At 44.6% G+C, this 23,828-nt stretch carries 15 protein-coding genes; 8 read left to right on the plus strand and 7 right to left on the minus strand.

The window, feature by feature from the left end:
• Positions 1-349: 349 nt before the first annotated feature.
• The 3 genes from ACKWCC_RS18615 to ACKWCC_RS18625 form a co-directional block, all read right to left on the minus strand.
• Positions 350-1,345: a GRP family sugar transporter gene (locus ACKWCC_RS18615; RefSeq protein WP_413997482.1), complete on the minus strand. Its 996-nt coding sequence runs from the start codon at positions 1,343-1,345 to the stop codon at positions 350-352.
• Positions 1,346-1,448: 103 nt separating this feature from the next.
• Entirely contained in the window at positions 1,449-2,372 is a 924-nt protein-coding gene (gene rbsK, locus ACKWCC_RS18620; RefSeq protein WP_413997483.1) for a ribokinase, read from the minus strand.
• A gap of 66 nt (positions 2,373-2,438) precedes the next feature.
• Positions 2,439-3,278: a nucleoside hydrolase gene (locus tag ACKWCC_RS18625; protein ID WP_413997484.1), complete on the minus strand. Its 840-nt coding sequence runs from the start codon at positions 3,276-3,278 to the stop codon at positions 2,439-2,441.
• A gap of 264 nt (positions 3,279-3,542) precedes the next feature.
• Here ACKWCC_RS18625 and ACKWCC_RS18630 point away from each other — a divergent pair, with 264 nt between their 5' ends.
• Positions 3,543-4,562: a glycoside hydrolase family 43 protein gene (locus ACKWCC_RS18630; protein ID WP_413997485.1), complete on the plus strand. Its 1,020-nt coding sequence runs from the start codon at positions 3,543-3,545 to the stop codon at positions 4,560-4,562.
• A 210-nt stretch (positions 4,563-4,772) separates the two neighbouring features.
• Here the strand turns inward: ACKWCC_RS18630 and ACKWCC_RS18635 are convergent, their stop codons facing one another.
• On the minus strand, positions 4,773-6,227 hold the full coding sequence (locus ACKWCC_RS18635) for a purine-cytosine permease family protein (protein WP_413997486.1): 1,455 nt from the start codon (positions 6,225-6,227) through the stop codon (positions 4,773-4,775).
• 94 nt (positions 6,228-6,321) lie between these two features.
• Between ACKWCC_RS18635 and ACKWCC_RS18640 the strand changes: the two genes are divergently transcribed.
• Complete coding sequence (locus tag ACKWCC_RS18640; protein WP_413997487.1) at positions 6,322-7,752, plus strand: sulfatase; 1,431 nt, start codon at positions 6,322-6,324, stop codon at positions 7,750-7,752.
• 116 nt (positions 7,753-7,868) lie between these two features.
• Positions 7,869-8,879, plus strand: coding sequence for a hypothetical protein (locus tag ACKWCC_RS18645; RefSeq protein WP_413997488.1), 1,011 nt, complete (start codon positions 7,869-7,871; stop codon positions 8,877-8,879).
• Between the two features lie 409 nt (positions 8,880-9,288).
• On the opposite strand, the gene ACKWCC_RS18650 is transcribed toward ACKWCC_RS18645, so the two are convergent.
• The 3 genes from ACKWCC_RS18650 to ACKWCC_RS18660 all read right to left on the minus strand — a co-directional run bounded on the left by ACKWCC_RS18650 (position 9,289) and on the right by ACKWCC_RS18660 (position 15,176).
• The gene (locus ACKWCC_RS18650) at positions 9,289-9,864 is read right to left on the minus strand and encodes a WD40 repeat domain-containing protein (protein ID WP_413997489.1); all 576 of its coding nucleotides are present in this window, start codon (positions 9,862-9,864) and stop codon (positions 9,289-9,291) included.
• Positions 9,865-10,530: 666 nt separating this feature from the next.
• Positions 10,531-12,096 (minus strand): RagB/SusD family nutrient uptake outer membrane protein, encoded by a 1,566-nt coding sequence (locus ACKWCC_RS18655; RefSeq protein ID WP_413997490.1) that lies wholly within the window; start codon positions 12,094-12,096, stop codon positions 10,531-10,533.
• A gap of 11 nt (positions 12,097-12,107) precedes the next feature.
• Positions 12,108-15,176 (minus strand): SusC/RagA family TonB-linked outer membrane protein, encoded by a 3,069-nt coding sequence (locus tag ACKWCC_RS18660; RefSeq protein ID WP_413997491.1) that lies wholly within the window; start codon positions 15,174-15,176, stop codon positions 12,108-12,110.
• Between the two features lie 356 nt (positions 15,177-15,532).
• Here ACKWCC_RS18660 and ACKWCC_RS18665 point away from each other — a divergent pair, with 356 nt between their 5' ends.
• The 5 genes from ACKWCC_RS18665 (at position 15,533) to ACKWCC_RS18685 (ending at position 23,558) form a co-directional block, all read left to right on the plus strand.
• A complete protein-coding gene (locus tag ACKWCC_RS18665; protein ID WP_413997492.1) occupies positions 15,533-17,455 on the plus strand; it encodes an ADP-ribosylglycohydrolase family protein in 1,923 nt (640 codons plus the stop codon).
• A gap of 205 nt (positions 17,456-17,660) precedes the next feature.
• On the plus strand, positions 17,661-19,052 hold the full coding sequence (locus ACKWCC_RS18670; RefSeq protein WP_413997493.1) for a hypothetical protein: 1,392 nt from the start codon (positions 17,661-17,663) through the stop codon (positions 19,050-19,052).
• Positions 19,053-19,059: 7 nt separating this feature from the next.
• Positions 19,060-20,772, plus strand: a complete 1,713-nt coding sequence (locus ACKWCC_RS18675) for a sulfatase family protein (protein WP_413997494.1) — start codon at positions 19,060-19,062, stop codon at positions 20,770-20,772.
• A 20-nt stretch (positions 20,773-20,792) separates the two neighbouring features.
• Entirely contained in the window at positions 20,793-22,328 is a 1,536-nt protein-coding gene (locus ACKWCC_RS18680; protein ID WP_413997495.1) for a sulfatase family protein, read from the plus strand.
• A 456-nt stretch (positions 22,329-22,784) separates the two neighbouring features.
• Positions 22,785-23,558 carry a helix-turn-helix domain-containing protein gene (locus ACKWCC_RS18685; protein WP_413997496.1) on the plus strand — a complete coding sequence of 258 codons (774 nt, stop codon included), beginning with the start codon at positions 22,785-22,787 and terminating at the stop codon, positions 23,556-23,558.
• The last annotated feature ends 270 nt before the right edge of the window (positions 23,559-23,828 follow it).

Consider the following 23,828-nt stretch of genomic DNA (forward strand, 5'->3'; position numbering starts at 1 on the left):
CCCTGGCGTCATAAAGGGGCTCTTAAGCAAGGTTTTTGCACCGATCGGAAATGGTGGCCGAAATGCGCCCCGAATCGTAGCGGCCTAAAGTTTATAATCCTTGCGAAAATCAGCAAGCCCTAATTAAACACAGCATTGCTTTCCTGCTTTTGTGAAAATAAAGTAACATCATAAAGACAGACCCATCAACTTTTAATCCCATGTTATGATGAATGATGGTATTGTTCCAATGGTCTATTAATCTTTTTTAACAACTGTAACATAACCTCCACGTCATTCAAAAGGATGAATGGGCTAGCTGACCCCTTTCTGAAACTGACCCGTAGTGGCCTATATCAATCTTATACCATCATCTTGCATATATTATGAGTCCTAGGCCAATAATATAGAAGAAAAGCATTAGGTTTAAGACTGCAGAGGTTCCTTGAGGCGCACTCTTAAATTCCTTCCAAATGTATATGCCCCATATCGCGGCCACTACAGTGGCCCCCTGTCCCAAGCCATAGGAAATAGCAGCCCCGGCCTTTCCAGAGGCAATAATGCTAAAAGACATTCCCAGACACCATATGGTTCCCCCTAATATTCCTATGATATGGTTTTTTAAACCTCCCTTAAAATAGGCCTTATAACTTACAGGGGCTCCCACAAAAGGTCGCCTCATTAAAACGGTATTGAACAGTAAATTGCTCAATAGAATACCTATGGAAAAAAAGACCACGGCCGTGTATGGACTCAACTTTCCGGACAGGGGCACGTTAAAGTCCGGAAACATCGAAGCTGAAACATATTTATAGAAAAAGCCCATTAAAACACCGGCGATTACGGAAAGGGACAATCCTTTGGTTGAAATACCCTTAGATTCAGCTGACATCTTCCTGTAAGCTTTGGCATTCATGAGTATGGCAATCAAAATGAGCACTACCCCACTGAACAGAAAATAAAAATCACCTATTGGATTATCAATATAGTTTACCATAACGCCAATGACAAGGGCTAGCCCTATACCCACTGGAAAAGCCACTGACATCCCCGCAATGGCAATTGCTGCGACAAGAAGGATGTTTGCTGCATTGAAAATGACGCCTCCCAACATTGCAGAGCCTATTTCTGATGCTTCGGCCTGTGCAATGTCATTCAAAAAACTACGGCCGCCTTCGCCAAAACTTCCCATTGTAAAAGCCAATATCAACGACATCAGCAAAATTCCGAAAACGTAATCCCAGTAGAAGAGTTCAAATCGCCAAGTGCCAGCCGCCAACTTTTGGGTATTTGCCCAAGATCCCCAACAAAACATAGTGATGATGCAAAATAATACAGCAGTTTGGTACGAGTCTATAATAAACATTTGGTTTATAGCTTATTTGGTTTTTTCTACTTATAATTCTTGTGACTTGAACAAATTTGGCCTTTTGTTCTCCAAAACAATGTTCCTGGTACATCATTTATTATCAGCCCAGCTCTTTTCTATAGGGCATAGCTGATTGGGCACCTAGCCTTGTTACCGATATCGAAGCTGCTTTACAGGCAAAATGAACAGCGCTCTCAAAGCCCATGTTTTCTGATAGGGCGACCGCCAAAGCACCATTAAAGCAATCTCCGGCTCCGGTACTATCTTTTGCTGTTACATTTGGCGTGGGAATCAACTTAGACATAGTTTTGTTGCAGACGAATGCGCCTTTGCCCCCCATAGTGATTACCACATGTTCCGTTCCCCATGAGCGAAACTTCTCTGCGGCCTTTTTGGCTGAATTCATATCCCTTATTTTAACACCTGTCAGCAACTCTGTCTCTGTTTCATTTGGGGTGATGATCCAGATATTTTTATACAATTCTTGCCTTAACGGAGATGCTGGTGCAGGATTTAAAATTATAGGCATCTTTTTGGCCGCACAAAGTGCAATCGTTTGCTCCACAACTACCGATGGTATTTCGAGTTGTATGAGCACTATGCAAGGATGCCCAATGTTCTGTAACGCTATTTCTATTTCTTGAACGGTAAGGTTATGGTTGGCGCCGGGGGCCACTAGGATATAATTTTCACCGGTTGTGTCTACTCCTATCAAAGCTACACCGGAAGGGGTGTCGGCATCGGTAAAAATAGCTGAGGTTTCAATGTTCTCTCTTTTAAACTGGTTAATGGCTTGGCTTCCAAATATGTCGTTGCCAACTTTTGCAATAAGTTGCACCTGGCCTCCCATACGAGCTGCGGCAACCGCTTGATTTGCACCTTTTCCACCGGGGCTCATTAAAAATGAACCTCCCAATACGGTTTCGCCTACTTTTGGAAGGTTATCTGCTTTAATTACCATATCGGTATTTGAGCTTCCTATCACCAATATCCGGGTTGGTTGTTTAAAAGTATTATGATTCATTTGGAATTCAAGAGTTTTTGAAAATAACACGGTCTGGAACTTACCTTGTGTTTAACTAAGTCTAAACTATTTCTTGAAATTTATTATCGCTTTTTCAAAATCATCAATCATCCTTTCCGCATCGATATATTTATAGAATCTTAGATTTCTTCCCCCATTATCCTTTGACATTTCAACGGAAACGCTTTCCGTCCATTCGGGATGTAAAAATGCCTGCACCAAAGCCACATCCCATAAAATTCTACTCTCTCGTAAGGGGTCTAAATGATTATCCCATCGATTCATAAGATAAGCCCCCAAATCGTTGGGCTTAAACTTGTCGCCTAAACCATCGTATTCCACACGGAGGGCCCTAGCTACATTGACGGGAAGAATATGCATTTCTACCTGGGAATGCAAAAGAAACTGAAGAGAAGGAACATCCATAGTGCTATTGAAATCAGTTAGTCCAAATACCTCTTTATCAAAATCATAGGTGGACCCCAACCAGTACACCTTTATCTTTCCGGATATGCCACCATCGATAAACAACGCGGAAGCAACATTGGTCAATGCACCCAGAGCAATGACATTCAGCTTTTTTCCTTTCTTTTGGGAATGTGCCTGATTAATTATTTCATAGGCCGCCGCTGAGTGCTGCGCCTTATCGCCCCAATCATACATTCTGGCCAACGCACCACGGTTGGTTTTTTTCTTGATCCCCATGACACCAAGCAACTGCTGATTCAACCTATGGCTGTTTTCCATTGTTTCAGGTATGGCCCAATGACTGGTTTGCCAATGTGTAGCATTGATGGAAGTCACATTGACACTACTGTCCAAGAGCACCCTTGCCAAGGCAAATACATCATCCACTTCATTTCCAGTGTCCAGGTCAATGATCACTTGTGGCATCCTTTGTTCCATTTCCTGGGAGTTCAGGAAAATAGGTGTCAAAAGGACACTAAGTCCACACAAGTAGGATACTATCCAAAACCTTTTGAAATACAAAACCATCACTTTGATTATTTAAGATTTTCCCATAATGGGCAATGAACGCGAATTCTTTTAAAATTACAATCCATTCACTGTTTAATCCTAAAACGCCTCTACAAAAATGTATCAATTTACAAAACAAGAGATGTTTCATCTTTGAATATGTTTAATTGCCTTTGATTAAACTAGGGAAGTATGACACTGAATTTAAAACAACTATGGATTTTGATGGCCTTAGCTACCTCGATTTCTTGGTCACAAGAGCCAAGAAAAAGTGGCAACCCGATCATTGACCATTGGTACGCAGATCCTGAGATGGCCGTATTCAATAATCACTATTGGTTGTTCCCCACTTTTTCGGGTGTCAATGAAAAGCAGGACTTTATAGATATTTTTTCTTCAAAAGATTTGGTCGGTTGGCAAAAACACGAAAAAGTCATCAGTCCCAAAAACATAAAGTGGGCGGAAGACGCTGTGTGGGCGCCATCGGCTATAGAAAAGGATGGATTTTACTATATTTTTTTTAGCGCCAATGATATCCAGACTCCAGAAAGCAAATGGTGGAATCCTGCCATTCATGACAGTACCGAAGTAGGAGGCATTGGTGTGGCCCGGGCCAAGCATCCGGCAGGACCCTACAGTGATCATATAGGCAAACCGCTCATAGGAACGGTGATAAACGGCGCACAACCCATAGATCAGAGCATATTCAAAGACCAGGACGGTACCCACTACATCATATATGGCGGATGGGGAAAATGCAACATTGGCACATTGAACGAGGATTTCACAGATATGATACCCTTGGAGGACGGCACTCTATTTAAGGATATCACACCAGAGAACTACGTTGAGGGCCCCGTTATGTTTCTAAGAAATGGAATCTACTATCTGATGTGGTCCGAAGGAAGTTGGGGAAGGGACAACTACCGAGTGGCCTATGGTATGGCCAAATCCCCCCTTGGACCCTTTGATCGGATAGCCACGATTTTAGAATCGGATAAGGAGATTGCCACTGGAGCCGGCCACAATTCCGTTCTCAATATTCCGGGTACGGATCATTGGTATATGGTGTATCATAGAAGACCAATTCCCAATGAACATAGGAATCACCGGGTAGTCTGTATGGATCAACTATTTTTTAAGGATGATGGTACCATTGACCCCGTTAAAATGACATTTACGGGCATCGATCCGGTACCGCTAAAAAGATAAAATCACATTTGGTTAAATGCTCCCGACGAAGAGGATTCTGCAGAGAAAGGTCACTTTTCTTTGGTTTTATTGATCCAAAAGGGCGCACTGCACAACCATGCGCAGGTACCCAAGAGCATAAGTTCCTTATAGCGCTCCACTTCCATAACTTGCATAAACACAAGAAAAGAGGGTACAATGGTCAATAAAAGACCTAAGTAAGAAAATAACTTAAGAAGCTTCATAATCCCATTTTTTATGAGGTGATCCGGGAGAATCCCCTTTAGAGGTTGCGATAAAATAGCGCTGTTGCAAAAAGGCGAACATAAGATAACTTAGACCTCCAATGATCCATCCGGGCACAGCCACGAAAAAGTAAAAATCTGCATTGGTCCGTTCATAGATCACATAACTGGCAAATAGTGCCACCGACCAAGCTAAGAGCACGGAAATGTTGACCCTCATCTTTTTCAACTCGGCAAGATTTTGACGAAGACCCACTTTTGGAAACACAAAGATATCCATGATCACCACGGCCCCCACTGGGGAGGCCAATAATGCGTAAAGACCCAAAAATTGGTCCAGCTTACTTATTATTGCCGGAGAACAAGCCATCACAGTTGCTGTGACACCTACAATCATGGTCACTTTCCATCGCTTAAATGTGGGCAACAAGGCCTGTACTGCCAGACCAGCCCTGTAAATGGTTGGGTTCGCGGTGGTCCAACCTGCAACCACCACACAAATGGCCCCGGCCAACCCTGCCCCCATAAAGGCTATTTCCCCAGGGGTAGGATTCATATTTCCGTTTTGTAGGGCAACGGCACAGAGTATGCCCGAAGCGATCCAGGCCATATAATGTCCTATGAACATCCCAAATGCCGAAGCAAGCCCATAATAGGATTTCTTTGCATAGCGGTATATGCTCATATCGGCAAGGCCCAAGTGCATGGAACTATTGCATAGCCAAGCAAAGATGATAACGTGCCACAAGGTATATTTTGTCTGTCCCTCCACGGGCACACCCGTCCAAATCTTCTCCTCTGCCAATGCCCAAAAGGTATCAAGGGAGGTAATGCCCAAACCAGGCAGCATCGCAATTCCAGAGGCCAGAAACACCAGCGGCATCCAGGGCGCAAAGATATTGGCAAATTTGGAGACCCGATCAAAGCCAAATGTGGCCACCACGGTAATGACTAGGCCAATACAAAAAATAATGACAATCCAAAGAAAACTTGTTGGGTAGAGATCGGTAAGGCCAGGCCCCTCAACATTTAACAATAGCCCAACTGCAGACGCGGAAACGCCTATCATTGCCGACGCCGTTACGCAAAAAAGAATACCGTTTATAATGTTATAGATGGACACCAACCCCACCCCGCTAATCTTTTCCAGTTGATAAAAAATGGTTAATCTTGTTTTTACGGCAGCCGGGGCACAAACCAAGGTCCAGCTCAGGGTGGCGAGCAAATTCCCAATAAAAAGGCCCAGAAAGATGTCCAAGATACCCACGCCATGCAGCACAAACAACGGACCTATGATAAATTCTGTTCCGGCGATATGCTCTCCGGCCACCATGCCCACAAAGCTCTTGAATCCCTTTACAGATTTTTTGGGCACTGGTTGTCGCTCGTACTCGTTCACCTGTGTTAACCGCTGTTGTAGTGACCCTTTATTTTCACTCATACATAAAAAAATCTTAAAGAATGACCAGCAAATTCAAGGTATTGACTGTCATTTCTCTTTCAATTTGTAAAACACAAGGTATTAAATTGATGTTTTGGCGAACTTGGTTTCTAAATTATTAAAAATGACCAAAAGACTAGTGGTTGCGCTTGCACTTGTTGTTCTAACGAGCTGCAAAGAAAATAAGACCTCTATGGACCAACCGAAGGCATTGCCCAACATTGTGCTCATTGTAGTGGACGATTTAGGCTGGGCCGATTTGGGAAGCTACGGCAATACCTATTTTGAAAGCCCCCATTTAGACGCCTTGGCACAAAAAGGAGTACGTTTTACACGGGCGTATTCTGGAGGGCATGTGTGTTCCCCTACCCGAGCCAGCCTCTTAACGGGTCGTAACCCGGCCAGAATTGGGCTTACCAACTACCTCTACGGTAACAAGGAGCTTGAGGATTCCCCTGTATTACCAGCATCTTTTGTCGATCATTTGCCCTTAACGGAAATCACTATTGCAGAGGAGTTGAAGAAAGACGGCTATAAGACGGGGCTAATGGGTAAATGGCATTTGGGTGAAAACACCACCTTTGGAATGTCCGATCCAAAATTTCAAGGGTTTGATGTTACCGAAGGTTTTGATTATGAGCTTCTTCCGGTTGACAATACCTATAAATGGTATAAAATTGGAGATACCACAAACGCTTTTGAACTTCCCTCTATTACAGACGAGATAACCAAGAACAGTATTGAGTTCATCGAAGAAAACAAGGATACCACTTTCTTTTTAACCGTCGCACATTTTGCGGTGCACCTCCCCCTACAAGGGGACAGCTCTTTAGTGGCCAAATACAAAGCCAAGGCCAACCCGCGGCCAGAAGACTACCATCCGGTGTATGGTGCCATGATAGAGCAAATGGATCAGTCTGTGGGAGCCATCCTGGAAAACTTGGAAAACAACGGGCTTATGGAGAACACCTTGGTTTTGTTCGTTTCAGACAATGGCGGATTGGCCATAGGAGAAGCGGGGGACAAACCGACAACAAACCATCCCCTTAGATCGGGCAAGGGTACCATGTACGAAGGCGGAATTCGCGTACCGATGATTGTCTATTGGAAAGGAAATTTTGAAGGTGGCCTTCTAAACGCGTCCACCATATCCACCACAGATATTTTTCCAACCTTGCTTGAAGTGGTCAGGGGCAATGTCACGGTTTCACAAACCCTTGATGGCATATCCCGGCTGGAGGCATTTAAATCCGTAGATACGCTGGCGCGAAAGCCCCTGTATTTTCATTATCCCCATTTCAGCAATCAGGGCGGCAGGCCGACATCGGTCATTATCGAAGACCAATACAAGCTCATAACATCCTTGGAGACGGGAGAAAGTGAATTGTATCATCTTTCGTCGGACTTAGGTGAACATAAGGACATTAGCAACACACTGCCCGATGTCACCCAACGCCTAAACGATAGCATTTCGATATGGCAAAAAAACATCAATGCCCCGATGCCAATCAGCAAACAACCTTAGCGATGAATTGGAAGAGTGCCACTATTATCGCTCTATTGGGCTGTATGCCGGTTGTAACCAGCTGCAACAAATCGGAAGATATAAAACCACTTGTCCTAAGCAACGACAAAGTAAGCTTGATACAAGAATTAAAAGGGGGCAGCTTTTCCAGCTTTAAACTAAAGGGCCATGACATCAATCCATTCGATTGGAGCTTAAAAGTGTCCCAGCAGCCCGAAGTTAACAAGGGCGGGTTTGATTTTAGGGGCCATTTTATAAGTCTTGGCACTTGGGGCCTACCCACTAAAAACGAACAGAGGGCGGGCATAAGATTGTACGGGGAACCCTCCGCCCAAGTTTGGACATCATCAACCCAAAAAGATTTGGACGGCAATACGGTTGCTACAACCGGTTTCAAATCTCAAATAGAAGGTCTGAATCTGGAACGGTCAATAGTGCTCTACAAAAATGAGGCCCTAGTAAAAGTTGTGGAACGCGTTACCAATACCCTTCCCATTGGCAGGGTCTATAATTTTCTACAACACCCTAGCTTTGGGGGCACTTTTGTTTCGGACAAACTTTTGATCGATACCAATGCGGGCAAGGGCTTCTATCAAAAAGGGGATTTCCCCCGGCATCATTATGAGAATCTGGAATTGTTCCATTTCAACTGGCCCAATGGGGAGTTGCCAAAAGACAGCATTGACCTGCGAAAGACAGGACAGCTTCCGAACACCTATCTAACCTCCCACATTTTTGACGATAATCAGAATATGGGATGGGCCACCGCCACCAACTTGGAGCATGGCATTATGGTGGGCTATCTATGGGAAACAAAACACTACCCTTGGCTCAATGTCTGGCATCAATACAAGAACGGCAAGGTAAGGGGCAGGGCATTGGAGTTCGCTACCTGTGGCATTGGGCTTGGTTTTGAAGAACTGATGACCAAAGACCATCGATTCTTTGAACATCCTTCGTTTGAGTTTATTGATGCGGATGAAACCACCGAAAAGTCCTATTATCTTTTTATGTTGGAAGTATATGGAGATTTCATTGGCACCAATGGTGTTTCGCTTACCGAGGATGGCATTTCTGTGGACTACCTTACCTCTATAGGCAAAAAAAAGAAATTTTTTAGTTTTTAAGGTGAAAGGACATAAGCCCTATTTAGATAGAATTGGAAATTGTTAACACAAAAAAATGAAAACGCACTGGATTTCAAGGGAAATTAGTTCATACAACCTATGCTTTCAATTTTTTTCTTTTTCAAGTCCTTGTTGTCTAACTGCTGGTCCGCCAATCTGTGGTAGCCCGACCTGTTCTGGGTATTACTGAGAAACATGTACAGGCACAATAGACCGCTATCTTCACAAGAGGGCAGTATGAGACGGCCGTCTTATGAAAAATGGATATACTCGGTACGGGGACTGTTCACCTGTGCTAGCTCCTTGAAATCCTTCAACCTAATAAAGTTGATGTTCATTTCGTGCCCGCCGCAAGCCAAATAGATCCCGTCTGGCGAGAAAGCAACAGCTTCCACTCTCAAGGGGCGATTTATGGTATGCAACAAACGCCCGGTCTCAAAATCGAATAGTCGCACCGTATTGTCAAAGCCCCCGTGGCCAAAATTTGCTGGTCTGGTGATATCCTTAAAGATTTAACAGATGCCCCCATGCCCTTATATTCCCTAACCACTTTTCTTTGCTGTATATTGATTAAAGATGCAAAGCCATAGTAAAGGGTTTTATCTTGTTTCTTATCTTGGACCTTTATATTTCCGCCTACGGCCAAAAAAGCGTCGTCTTTTGTGAACTGAAGAGAGTTTTTGGCGGACCCAACTGATAATTTAGCCCTCATTGTATAGTCATTGCCGTCCCACAACCAGGCATTCCCGGCGGCTGACCCTGTCGTAATCATGGTGCCATCGTGGGACCAGGCAATACCATCCAGGCCGGAATTATGCTCCCAAGCGGCCAATAGCTCTCCTGTGGCCACATCCCACATCCGCACCATATAATCCTCTCCACTTGTGGCCACACGTTGGCCATCTGGAGAGAAAACCATACATTCCACTTCAGAATCAAGTTCGTTTTCCCATATCAGGGAGCCATCCGCAGTGTTCCATAGCATTACCTTTTATCCAAATTTTGAGCCCGAAACCGCCATCATCCCATCTGGAGATAATTCAGCGGCCTCCTCTGCGCGAAATTTTTGGGAAACGTTGGCGATTGGATGCGGGACATGCACTAAGTTTGGAGCCATCTTGTTATATGTTCCACAAGGCTGTTGGTCAAACAAGCCACAAGCGAAGAGCACTAACACAAGAAATGAAAAACCCTTATCTCCTATATTTTTTATTTTCCTTTATTTTGAGCGATTTTGTAGCATAGCAAAAATCCATTCTAAAGCTACGTTTTAAAAACTATTGGTTCTGGGTACATAACAAAACCTGTCAATGAACAAATTGTCACTTTGAGCGCCCGGAGATTTCGGGGGAAAATGATAATAGAACTTTAAGATTAAGGGTGTTTAACTGCCCGCCTCGACTACAATTAGGACTAGCGTTCAGACTGGCACTTCCATTTTTTGTCCTGTACTGAACAATGAGTTATACAAATTTTGGCAGCCCAAAAGAATCTGTTGTATCAGCTCTTTTCTTCCAAAAATCAATTTCAGTTTACTACGTGATGAGGCCCATATCATCCCTTTGTAATGACTGAGCAAATCTACCCTATGGCAAAGGCCATCTTCAATGTAGAAAATGGCCCATCAAACTAACTAAACTAAACAAGCTTTTTAGTATCCCTGGTTTTGCACAAGGTTTGGGTTGTCTATTAGTTCCCCTTCTGGTATGGGTAACACCTCATTTTTTCCGATGGTAAAACCTGGCATGATTTCAGGCAATTCGCTGCTATTTATTTTTCCGTTGTTTGCCCAGCGTACCAGATCGAAAAAGAGGGAATACTCAAACGTCAGCTCCAATCTGCGCTCGGTTCTTATACGATCAAAGAACTCTCCGGCACTTAAACCTGATGGGATTGGGTCTACGCCAGCCCTTGCCCGCACTTGATTAATGGCATCGTACGCAGCAGCAGATGGCCCATTGACCTCGTTCTCCGCTTCTGCAAACAGCAAGAGTACATCTGCCAAGCGTATGACCCTGTAATTGACGGAATTCTGATTAAAGGTTTCCGGATCGGAAGGTCCACCAGCATATTTGCGAATACCGTACAAGGGCAGGTCAGGGTCGGCAAACGTCAATTGCCTATTTCTCCATTGTCCTGCAGCCACGGGATCTTCCGCTATGGGATTCCAAGTTTCCCAAACATCTCCTGGTATGGCATAGGTACCTGTACGCCTTATGGCATCCTCTTCTGGAAATTGTTCAAAAAATTCTATGGTCTGCCGTCCCGGCACAGCGTTCCTAAAGGCCCTTCTAGCGGGGCTGAACCAGTTGCTGATCCAGTTGGACTCATTTGGACCACCTAGATTGGGCTGGTTGAATGCCGCACCAAAACCGGCTTGGAACTGTACCTCAAAAATCGACTCGCCATTGTTTTCGTTCGTTTTAGGAAAAATATTGATAAAATCGGGTTCTAGGGCATACACACCCGAGCTAATTACTTCACTTAAAACATCTCTTGCCTGCTGATATTTGCCTTGGTACAAATAGGCCTTTCCAAGCAGAGATTTAGCGGCCCCTGAGGTCGCTCTGCCCAGGTTGTCATTATCGTATGTTTCCGGAAGGACGGGTATGGCATCCAGTAAATCGGTCTCAATTACCGCATAAACCTCAGAAGCAGAAGATTGATTAGGAAACAATTGGCTTTCATCAGAGAGATCTCCGTTGAAAACTTCGTTGTAAATGGGTACGTTGCCATAAAGTTTAACTAGCTCAAAATAATAGAACGCCCTTAAAAACTTGGCCTCACCCACCACTCGATCTAATAGATCACGGTTTGGCGCCTCAATGCCAGGCACTTTATCAATAACTTGATTCGCTCGGTTGATGCCCTTGTAGCAATCGGACCAAGCCCTGGGAATTAAGTCTCCAGACGCTGGGTTAAAGTTAAAGTTGACATAGATGTTTTCGTTCGGCCTGGTACCATTGGTCACCGCAGTTTCTCCCGTAAAATGTGCAATGTACATATAAAAACGCTGAAAGAGCCCAAGCTCGTTCAATGGGCCATAGACCGAGTTCACCGCACTTATGGCATCTGCCTCCGTGTTATAAAACGTATTGGCGTCCAGTTCCCTGAACACATCCACCTCTCCTAAAAAGGAATCGCTACATCCCAGACTTAAAAGGCCCAAGGCGAGCATAAAACAAATTCTACTTTTCATTTTATTCATTTTTCTCATCATTCCCAATTTTAAAAACCAAGTTGCACTCCTAAAGTAAATCTACGCGACTGTGGGTAGGCCACAGGGTCAAAACCATTTAGCTGTTGTTCAGGATCAAACCCGCTGTAGTCCGTTATGGTAAATACATTCTGCCCCGCCAAATAGAATCTTGCATTGGACAACCCTCCCAATTGCTCCAAGACCTGCTGAGGGAAAGTATATCCTACCTGCAAATTCTGAAGCCTTAAAAAAGAGCCATCTTCCACAAAATAGGAGGAGGCAATGTTGTTGTTGGACAAACCGTTGAAAATAGCCCTTGGTTGGGTTGTACTGGGATTGGTGGGCGTCCAAGCATCTAGCACACGTGTAGAGAGGTTACTGTTCTGAAAATAACCCTCCGTGTAAAACCGGGTATCACTGAAAATATCGTTGCCCAGTATGCCCCTGAATTGGGCAGAGAGGTCAAAACCCTTATAACCCAAATTAAAATTAAAACCAAACTGAACATCTTGTGTAGCATCCCCAATAATGGTTCTATCCTCCTCGTTAATTTCGCCATCCCCGTTGATATCAACGAAACGAAGGTCTCCGGGAGCGGTATTGGCCAAGGGCGTGGGCCCCGCATCGATTTCTTCCTGAGATTGGTAAATGCCATCTGCCTGGTAACCAAAGAAGTTGAACAAGGACTCTCCCACCTGTATCCTGGTACGTGGCACATTGCCAAACAGGCCACTACTGTTTTGGTTGATAAAATCCACGCCATTTGCCAATTGGGTAACTTCGTTGTCTAAGAAGGTTACATTGAAACCTGCCCCATACCTAAAGTCCCCTTTTCTATCCTGAAAGTTAGCTGCCAGCTCCAATCCCCTGTTTTGTACCTCCCCCGCATTGATGAAAATATTGTTAAATCCGGTTACGGAGGGCAATGGAAACTCCAATAATAGATCCTCAGATGTTTTTATAAAGTAATCGGCGGTAAAACTAAATTTATTAAAGAGCCCCAAATCAAGACCTATGTTCAACTGCTTTTGCTTCTCCCATTGTAGGTTTGGGTTGGCAAATCTACCGGTGGGAGCCACGCCGATCAGCTCTTGTTGGTTCGCTCCAATGATGTAGCGCAGATCGTTCTGCAATACGGAATTAGCCGCATTTGCATTGATACGATCGTTACCCAAGAAGCCATAGCTACCCCTTAATTTTAGGTTGTTCAGTACCTTGCTTTCTTTTAGTGAACCTAAGTTGCTGATCACTATACCCACGGAACCCGAAAAGAAGTTGTCCCAATAGTTGTCCTCAGTAAATATGGAGGAGCCATCCCTTCTAAAATTAAAGGTGGACAAAAAGGTGTTGTCATAATCGTATACCACTCTCCCGATGTAGGAAAGGGTGCGTTGCTCGATGCGCCTTCCAGTGGGCGGCGCCGTGGTTACCGTGGAGCCACTCAATATGGGTAAACCTTCACTTATAAAACCTCCCACGGTCCTGGCCTGCATTCTGGCATCTTCATCGTCCTGGACATTGTAGCCCAATAAAAGATTAAAGTTATTCTTTCCTAAGGAAGTTCTGTAAGTGAGCACATTTTCCAAAAGCAAAGAAATGCTCTCGCCTCGGGTTTCATCCACTTCCGCACCGTTGGAAAGGCCTACAATATCCCCTGGGATACCATCGGGCACTTGTTGGTAGTAGGGGGCAAAAAAACGGTTGTGAAAATTGATGACATCGGCAGATAAACTGGTCCTAAAATTCAAACCTTTTACAATTTCGTATTCGGCATATACATTTGCCAAAAATCGATTTATTGTGCCTTCATTATCGACCAAGTTTTGGGATGCCACTGGATTCAGGATTTGCCTGCCGCCATCATTATCATCTGGCCCGCCAAAACCACCAATGGTATTGGGGTTGAAAATATCCACTGTGGGGGCGTTCAATATGGCCCAAGCAAGCACATTTCTTCCATTGGCACTGTTTTCCCTTCGGGCTTCGGAGCGCGAATAGGTCATAGAGTTCCCAAATTTGAATTTACCCTTTCGGGTATCCGTGTTCAATCTTAAATTAGTTCGTTTTAAACCAGTACCTATTATTATACCATCTTCACTATAGTGCCCCAATGATGTAAAGTATCGGGTATCTTCCCCACCACCAGTTGCGCTGAGCTCGTAGCTACTGATGTTTGCAGTTTGCAAAACCGCATCTTGCCAATCTGTACTGCGATTGAAGGTGGTTCCGTCCAAGTTTGGAATTCTATTCTGGCCCGAGTTTTCCGTTACCTGGTTGTACACCTGTTGGTACTCTTGGGCATTTAAAAGGTCTAGGGTATTGGTTGCTTCCTGGAATCCCACAAAGGTATTCAAGGATATTTTTGCCTTTCCTGAGGCCCCTCTCTTCGTTGTAATGATTATGACCCCATTGGCCGCCCTGGCTCCGTAGATGGCCGCTGCCGATGCATCCTTTAACACGTTTATGGATTCAATATCCGCAGGATTTATGGTGGACAAAGGATCTACCGAGCCACCTCCTGAGGTACTGATAATGGCACCATCAATGACGTACAGGGGGCTGCTATTGCCTGTTATGGACCCCGTTCCCCTAATTTGTACTTGTGTTCCCGCACCAGGCCTTCCCGAACTGTTCGTAATTTGCAATCCGGCCACCTGGCCCTGTATGGCATTTGCAAAATCGGCCACGGGCCTCCCTTCAACGGCTTCCGCAGATAAGGTACTAATGGCCGCAGAAACATTTTGCCGTCGTTGTGTTCCATATCCTATGACCACCACTTCATCCAACTGGGAGACATCGTCATTTAGGGTTACGTTCACAACGGCCCTTCCATTTACAATTTCCTCTTGGCTGGTATATCCTATATAAGAGAACACCAAAGTGGCGTTTTCGGTGGTTAACTCTAAGGTATAGTTACCATCAAAATCTGCTTGGGTGCCATTGGAGGTACCTTTTTCCACAACGGAGGCACCGGGCAAGGGAACACCGCCCCCCTCCGTCACGGTTCCTGTTACTTGTTGCGCACTTAAGGAAAAAGACAGTCCAAAAAATGCAATCCAGAAGAGCGGAACGCTCGCCTTTTTTAGTAATTGGGTCATAATACAAAAGTTTTTGTTAGTTTGTGCCTGAAGGATTTTCAAAACGTCTTTGGTAAAAAAGACCAACCATTCACTGCGCATTATTTAATTTTACCCCCTCAAGATTGACCGAATCGTAACCAATTCCCTTTTAATTTCCAAATTCACATAAAATTGACTTTACATCAGCCTCAAAAATCCACGTATAGCGGCCAATGTATCGCCTTCTTTTTTTCTCCGTCTTGTTTTATTTTAAGAGGAAGAGATTTCGTGGGGCAGCATTCTTTTTAAACTTAGAAGTTACAAATTAGAAGGCATTAAAAGACAATAGATTGGTTATTGTAGGTCGTAAAACATATGGGAGAAAACAAGAACAAATGAGCAAGACCATTTCACTAAAAGCGTTCAAAAACAAAATTAGAGGCTGCTGGGTGGGCAAGTGCGCGGGTGGCATCTTGGGCGCCCCGATTGAAGGGTACAAAGTATTCAATGACATTGAAATTAACAATGCCCTGTTTGAAAACAATTTTGCCAATGACGACTTGGACCTACAGCTCCTTTGGCTAGATATGGCACTTAAAAAAGGGCCAAAAATTAGGGAGCATGATTATCTGGAGCATTGGAAAAACCACGTCGCCTTCCCTTGGAACGAATATGGCATTGCCACCAGGAACATCCGTATTGGTCTCGATAATCCCGATACCGGAAAACATGACAACGGGTATTGGAAACATAGTATGGGGTCTCCCATTCGCAGCGAAATTTGGGGGCTTTTGTGCGCCGGAAACCCTGAGCAGGCCGCATTTTATGCCAAGATGGATTCCACTTTGGACCACGAAGGGTTTTCCGTTCACGCAGAACAATACTTAGCCGCCTCCATGGCCCTGGCCTTTGTTGAAACCGACGTGAACAGCATTTTGACCAAAGCACTGGCCCACATCCCAAAGGAAAGTACTTGCTCCCGTTTGGTGCGTTCGGTCATTTTTTGGAACCGTGAATACGGAGCCGATGTGGCCAAGGGCAAGATAAAGAGCCTTTACGGTGATGCCGATTTCACCTCTGCCCCAATGAACATTGGCTTTACCATCCTTTCCCTGTTAAATTCCGCCAACGATATGGATATGCTCAGTACTGCCCTACACTTTGGCCACGACAGTGACTGCATTGTGGCCACTGCAGCCGCTTTGTTGGGGGCCGTAGTGGGTTTCGACGCCGTCCCAACCATATGGAAGGAAAGGGTGGGCAATGAAATTTTGGTGAGTCCCGAGATATCTGGCATTTATTGTCCAAAAACCATCACCGAATTAACGGAACTCACCTGCGAGGCCGCACAATCTTTTTTGTCCCAAAACGAAAAGATGACCATACAAGATACTTCCCACCAAAAACCAAAAACATCCTATGAACAGCACATGCCATATCACCTAAACACTACGGTAACAAAATTTCCAAATATAAATTCCTATACACAGGGACGTATGCAAATCAGTGTGGAAAATTTGGAAACCGAGGCATTGGAATTGGACATCAACCTAACATCCTCTTATTTTGAACCCCAGCGCCATAAGATTTCAATCAAAGGCTTGAAAACAGGGCAATTTGATTTTGATTTGATTCCCAAATATAAAGTTCAGGGAGACAGACCGAGCCTGAGCTATGAATTGGAAGTGGTCGGTGCGGACACATTCGTGTTCAAGAAAGGGGTGCCCAACTACGGAAAATGGTTATTGCTAGGGCCCTTTATGGAGGATGACAGGGAGCTCGTGCCCATGGATGCCCAGTTCCCTGACCACGGAATGGGATCACTGCCTTCAGTTCAATACATGAACCATGACAAGAGTAGGCCCGGCTCAAACTTTATCACCCCAGAACAACTACAGAACGTTCCAAGTCTGAGCGAACTGGAAAAATGGAGCTGTGGGGTGCAAACTCTTTTGCCCGATGCGATGGAAATGAACCTTGGCAACTATTTTTATGGAAAAGGGGAACGCACCCTTTATCTTTATACCCACATAAACGCCCCAGATGCTCAAAAAAAATGGCTCTGCCTTGGCCACAGCAACTACAGTATGGTATGGCTGAACCAAAGCAAGCTAGGCGAAACCAAAACGGCAAGGAGAAGATGGCCGGGAACGGAGTATCTGGAACTACCACTTACCAAAGGTCAGAATGACCTCCTCGTTAGACTGGACATTACCAATGATGATTTTGTATTGCACATTGGCTTAAAGGAACATTTGGGCAAACACCCGCACCAATCGCAATGGGATACTGACCTTCTCTTCAACATTGACCACTGACATGAAGAATAAAAGAGAACACCATACTGCAGCACAAAGACCAGTAGCAAACGTTTTACGCACCTTGGGTGCCATTTTGCCGTTGCTGGTCCTTTTTGTGAATTGCAAAGTAGAAAAACCAGAAAGCAAAGGCCTGCCGCACACCCTTTCCACTTACCGCCCCTTGCAGCATAACCTGCTGGGTGCCAATGCAAACCTGATTTCTTTGGATAGTCCTTGGGACAATGAAAATTTGGTGGCCGTAACCGAACGCACCAACATCAGAACATTGAGATATCCCGGAGGTACCATAGGCAACTATTGGGATTGGGACACGGGCGGGCTGGACAAAAACGTACCTGACAGTCTAATGATCAAATGGGTGGTAACAAACAATTTGCGGGAGAGCAAGAACCGTTACACACTTGAAAACTTGGCTGAGCTTTATAAAAAAACAGGCATAACACCGGTATTTATGCTCAATATGCTGAGTAAGGACCTTGACCACAGCATAAGGAACCTAAAGAGGGCAAAGGCGATGGGACTGCCCGTAAAATACGTTGAAATGGGCAATGAACTGTACTTTAACATTCCTTTTCCCTTGCTGCGCTTTCCCACTCCGGAAATCTACGGCGAAACCTGCCAAGAATGGATAGCCGCCCTGAAAAAGGAGTTTCCCGATGCACAGTTTGCTGTGGTGGGCACCAGCATGACCCGGCACCCACGCCAAGTGGATTGGAACAAAAGGGTACTGGACAAGTGCAACAACGCAGATGCCATTACACTTCACAGCTACTCTCCATCAGGACTTGATGGAAGATTGGAACGCAGGAAAACGGTTCCTGGATCAGAAGGTCTTGGGGCCCAAAAGACGGCAACCAGACAAGCACCAAAAGATATTACTGAAAGACAGAAATGGGAGTTGGAACTGCTAAAAGACCAAAAGGCCTATACCAATATGCTCACCACGGCCACCAAAACCCTAAAGAAAATAGATAACTTTCATATTCCCGATGATATGGACCTTTGGGTAACGGAGTTCAACATACGAGATGATAATTCAGTTGTGCTGCACAGCTGGGCCCAAACCCTGATTCTGACCGAGTATTACTTTAAACTTTTGGCATCCAATGCACGAATTTCCAGTATGCACAACTTAGTGGGTCCGCTTTTCGGTATGGTGCATACAGATACGCTGAGCTATGCACACCTCACATTGAATGAAGTGTCTTCCACGCCCCATACCCTCTCTGCGGGAGGCATGGCCTCAAAACTCATTGGTGATGCGATGAAGGGAATGGAAAAAGCGGCCCAAATGGATTTTAATACGGCCCCGACTCTGACGGACGACAGAAATGAGAACTTTCCTTCCGTGAAGGGTTGGATGTTCGCCTCTGGCACAGAGAAGAGGGGCATCATTGTTAATTTTGGCTTTGACGAGCAGATATTGGCCTTAAAAGGTAGCACTGGATCGGTAGATTATTTTGCCGGAGACCCTGCGTCGCCAGTCATAGGGTTTGAGCATTTAGACCGAACCTCCAACAACTTTCAGGAGGCCGTACGGCTTCCCCCTCATTCCATTTCCATTGTACACTTCGATCATCAGTATGAAAAATAGGACAACCATGCTTTGCTGCTTGCTGAGCTTTCTCTTGGGAGCCTGCAACGGCACGGAAAATGAAAAGGCAATGACCGGGTCGGCGCAAAAAGAAGAAAGCCCCAACATTATTTGGCTGGTGGCCGAGGACCTTGGCCCAAGATTCTCGGCGTATGGCGATAGTTTGGCACATACCCCGAACATAGATTGGATCGCTGATAATGGGATTGTTTATGAGAACGCTTTCACCGTGTCCGGGGTCTGCGCCCCGAGTCGCTCCGCAATGATCACAGGAATGTATCCCACCAGCATAGGCACACAACATATGCGCCAAAGGGCTGGGGTACTGGACATAAAGGGCTTTCCGAAATACAATGCGGTACCCCCTCCAATGGTAAAAGCCTTTCCGGAAATTTTAAGGGAGCATGGGTATTGGACCGCATCATACAGAAAATTGGATTATCAGTTTGGAGAGCCCTTCACCATTTGGGATGAAGTGGCCGATCAACCTACTTGGCGAAACCGAGAGGAGCAAGATAAAAATCGTCCTTTCTTCATTTATTACACTTTCGAAATCACTCACGAAATCAATATCTGGCCAGATACTACCAAAACTCGTTTTTTTGAAGAATTCAACATTCCAAGGCAAAACCTGGCCCCAGATGTGCAAAAGCGGCCCTCTTTTGATGAAAGGCACAAGGTGGATCCGGATGAGGTACGGATTCCTCCTTTTCTACCCGATACCCCCATTAGCAGGGACCACTTGGCAAGATTATATGACAATATAAGCAGAATGGACCAGCAAATCGGTGTCATTTTGGAACATTTGAAGGAGAACAACTTGTTGGATAAGACCATTATTATGTTCATGAGCGATCATGGTGACTGCCTGCCCAGAAGCAAGCGCTGGATTTATGACAGCGGCATTAAGGCACCCCTCATCATACATTATCCAAAAAAATACCTTCCTGAAGGGATGACACAGCCTTCCAGGGATGAAGATCTGTACAGTTTTGTTGATCTGGCCCCAACCGTTCTGAGTTTGGCAGGGATAACGTCTCCAGAATGGATGCAGGGAAAATCAATGGTCACAACATTACGGGACAGTCCCAGGGAGTATATCTATGCCGCCCGTGACCGTATGGACAACAGATACGACATAAGAAGGGCCGTAAGGAACAAGAATTTTAAATACATCAAGAACCTAACACCACAAGTTCCCTACTCACAGGAAATAATGTTCTTGAACCAAATGCCGCTGATGGCAGAAATAAAAAAGCTTGAAAAAGAGAATTTATTGAACGAAGCGCAGTCCTACTGGCTCAAAGGGCCCAAACCGGTAGAAGAACTCTACGACATTACCAAAGACCCATTTGAACTGGAAAATTTAGCGGAAAGGCCGGAATACCAAGATACGCTCAAACGAATGTCCAAGGCCTTGACCGATTGGCAACTGCGGTATGGAGACCTAAAAGATGTATCTGAATGGGAACAGGCCGAAAGGATGTGGCCCAACGGAACACAACCTGTCACAGCGCAACCTGACATGGCCATAAAAAACGATACCCTCTTGCTCAGTTGCACAACAGAGGGTGCTACCATAGCATACCGAATGAACAATGGCCAGAGATGGCATATTTACAACGGCCCAATTCCCAAAACGGATTTAGAAGAGTTGGAAATCAAAGCCATACGCTATGGTTATGCCGAAAGTAAATCCCAACTTCATAATTTCAACTGATGCACCTCCAAGACCTTGAGATGAAGAATAAACAATTTTTTGCCTACCTCTTGTTTTCCATCGCTTTGCTCTGCTCCTGTGCTGATGGGAAAAAACCGAAAACTCATGCGCTGGGCAACCAAAATTTGGAACGGCCAAACATCGTCTACATTTTGGCCGATGATATGGGGTATGGAGACATCAGCGCCTTGAATCCCAATGCCAGGGTACATACCCCTGCGTTGGATTCCTTGGCAGCTTCCGGGATGAGTTTTAGCGATGCCCACAGCTCCTCTTCCGTTTGTACCCCTAGCCGGTACAGCATACTCACCGGGCGGTACGCCTGGCGCACCTCTTTAAAAAGAGGGGTTACCTGGGGCTATTCACCGCCACTCATCGATTCCGCAAGAACAACCGTGGCGTCCCTATTGAAACAAGAGGGATACCGCACGGCCTGTATTGGAAAATGGCATTTGGGCATGGCCTGGGGCGTAAAGGATGGGCACAAGGCGCCTTGGGACGACAACGAGTATCACCCATCCAAGTATCCCGGTAACATCATTGATTTTACAAAACCGATTACCCATGGGCCCAACTCCTTGGGTTTTGACTATTTTTTCGGTATCTCCGCCTCCCTGGACATGAGACCCTATTGTTTCATTGAAAATGACAGGGTGCTTGGTCTTCCCATGCGCCACATTCAAAAAGAAATTCTAGTTGAAAGGGACAGTTTGATACAATGGCCAGAAGGACTGATCGCCAAAGATTTTAAACACGCGGAGGTGCTTCCCGTACTTACTGAAAAAGCCATTGCCTTCATCAAAGAAAACAAGAAAGGGCCTTTTTTTTTATATTTTCCCCTGACCGCTCCCCACAATCCCTTGCTACCTTCCGCCCCTTTTAAGGGGAAAAGTAAGGCGGGTTTCTATGGAGATTTTGTGGAGATGGTGGACCATACCGTAAAAAGGATTGCCAATACTTTGAAAGTGGAGGGCCTGGAAAAAAATACCATTTTCATTTTTACCAGTGATAACGGAACCTTCCAAAGGGCCTACTTGGACCCCAAATACAACCATAATGGCAATTTCATCTATCGCGGTCAAAAGGCAGATATTTTTGAGGGGGGGCATAGAGTTCCCTTCATAGCAAGCTGGCCAAGCAAAATTGCGCCCTCATCAATATCTGACACCCCTATCCTGCTGAATGATCTTTTGGCCACCGTTGCCGAGTTAACAGAATTTGATTTAAAGGAGGGCGAGGGTGAGGACAGCCGCAGCATACTTCCTGTATTATTGGGCACCGCCACAAGGGTGGAAAAGAGGGATTTGTTGATACACCATTCCTCTCGTGGCTTTTTTGCCGTTAGGAAAGACTCATTGAAACTGATACAAGGATTGGGCTCAGGAGGCTTTACGGTACCCCACACACTACCTGTGGATGATGATGAAAAGGCTTTTCAACTATATGATCTAAAAAATGATATTTCCGAGGAAGAGAACATATTCAACAACAACGACCCTAAACATCTAGAATTGATTGAAATACTTAAAAAAACAGCTAAGGCAAGTCAAAAATGACCCGAGTGACCCACATCATTTTCCATAATATGTACTCAAGATTCTTCTAAGTACATAATGAATTTGTTAACTTCCCTTATTCAATTCTAATCTGGTCAATGGTTAGCTATTGACATATTTATGGCGGTAATCTTTTTCATTTGGGGGTGTTTACAAAGTTTTATCGTGGGGATTTTTATTCCCATCGTAAAAAAGGCTAGGAACAATTACATCCTTTCCCTGATTTTTTTGATTACCTCGTTCAATATTTTGTTCCAATATTTGCTGCGCTATAATGATTGGAAACACTTGTACCCGAGATTACTCGTATTACCGGATATTTTAGACGTTGCTTTGCCCACTCTTTTGTTTCTTTATATTAAGGCAGTGGTTGGCAAAGGGATTGATAAAAGGGATAAAAACTTCTTCTGGGTACCCAGTATTTTCGGTATCGCCCTACTTTCTTCAACCTTGTTGATGGACTTCAGTTTCGAGAGCTACATAGGGTCTTTCTTTCACAAAGCTGTGCTGAGCATCATTTTTGGTTGGAAATTCATCCTTTTCATATTGGGATGGCAAATGATACGGGCGCATCAACATATCATCAAAAAGAAGACCATCCTTTGGTGGCCAAAAATGTTGACCTTCTTCTTGGGCATCTTGACCTATATCGCTTTGGTGAACCTTTGCTATTTTCTGTTGATAGTACCTAATTTTGAAATTGGTTCCATAAGGGATATCGTGAGACAGTTAGTGGAGCTGAACTATATTATTTTCACTTGTTCCATCCTCTTTATAACCATTTTTTTCTTTTTCAAATATCCAAAGATCCTCTCAGGGTTGCCCATCATCAAATCCCAAAAAACTTCGAAGGTATCAGACGGACAACTGTATGTGGATAGGCTGGACAAGTTAATTAAGGAGGATAAGATTCATTTGGACACTGAACTGAACGAAAAAAAACTGGCAGACAAGATGGGGATACAATCTTATATACTATCCATTGTTTTGAATGACTACCTGGGCAAATCGTTTAGTTCATTTATCAATGAAAAGAGAATTGAGGAGGCCAAAAGGTTGTTGGAAAGCCCATCACACGATGACCTGACCATCTTTGCGGTTGCCGTGGACAGTGGATTCAGGTCTGAATCCGTCTTCTACGTAAACTTTAAAAAACATACCGGACTTACACCAAAACAATATAAAAAGAAGCACACTGGACCAGGCGAACGGACCCGGAAATCGCAGTAAACATATACAGCGGCAAACAGTTCTATTAGCATATTCAGTTACCTTATCTTAATCCACAAGAACTGCATATTCCTCATCAGTTAGATAAGGTAGGGCTTGCTGATTTTCTATCAACGGGAACGTAAGATATTAACAATCAGCATTTTATTTTTGAACAATCGACGAATTCCGTTGTACAAGTGCACGGGTTTCCCTAACTTAGGGTAACAGACCCGTGCAGTTATGATCAAATATACGCCATCGAACCAACTTACGCTGAACGGATTTTCC

This window comes from Maribacter aquimarinus, assembly GCF_047345505.1.
In the GTDB taxonomy this organism is placed as follows: Bacteria; Bacteroidota; Bacteroidia; order Flavobacteriales; family Flavobacteriaceae; genus Maribacter.

Excerpts from the sequence above, each read along its gene's own strand:
- ACKWCC_RS18675 (WP_413997494.1), top strand. The coding sequence starts at position 19,060 with ATGCTTTGCTGCTTGCTGAGCTTTCTCTTGGGAGCCTGCAACGGCACG.
- ACKWCC_RS18665 (WP_413997492.1), top strand. The coding sequence starts at position 15,533 with ATGAGCAAGACCATTTCACTAAAAGCGTTCAAAAACAAAATTAGAGGC.
- ACKWCC_RS18635 (WP_413997486.1), bottom strand. The coding sequence starts at position 6,227 with ATGAGTGAAAATAAAGGGTCACTACAACAGCGGTTAACACAGGTGAAC.
- ACKWCC_RS18680 (WP_413997495.1), top strand. The coding sequence starts at position 20,793 with ATGAAGAATAAACAATTTTTTGCCTACCTCTTGTTTTCCATCGCTTTG.
- ACKWCC_RS18685 (WP_413997496.1), top strand. The coding sequence starts at position 22,785 with ATGGACTTCAGTTTCGAGAGCTACATAGGGTCTTTCTTTCACAAAGCT.
- ACKWCC_RS18625 (WP_413997484.1), bottom strand. The coding sequence starts at position 3,278 with ATGGAACAAAGGATGCCACAAGTGATCATTGACCTGGACACTGGAAAT.
- ACKWCC_RS18615 (WP_413997482.1), bottom strand. The coding sequence starts at position 1,345 with ATGTTTATTATAGACTCGTACCAAACTGCTGTATTATTTTGCATCATC.
- ACKWCC_RS18660 (WP_413997491.1), bottom strand. The coding sequence starts at position 15,176 with ATGACCCAATTACTAAAAAAGGCGAGCGTTCCGCTCTTCTGGATTGCA.
- rbsK (WP_413997483.1), bottom strand. The coding sequence starts at position 2,372 with ATGAATCATAATACTTTTAAACAACCAACCCGGATATTGGTGATAGGA.
- ACKWCC_RS18630 (WP_413997485.1), top strand. The coding sequence starts at position 3,543 with ATGACACTGAATTTAAAACAACTATGGATTTTGATGGCCTTAGCTACC.
- ACKWCC_RS18655 (WP_413997490.1), bottom strand. The coding sequence starts at position 12,096 with ATGAGAAAAATGAATAAAATGAAAAGTAGAATTTGTTTTATGCTCGCC.
- ACKWCC_RS18650 (WP_413997489.1), bottom strand. The coding sequence starts at position 9,864 with ATGCTATGGAACACTGCGGATGGCTCCCTGATATGGGAAAACGAACTT.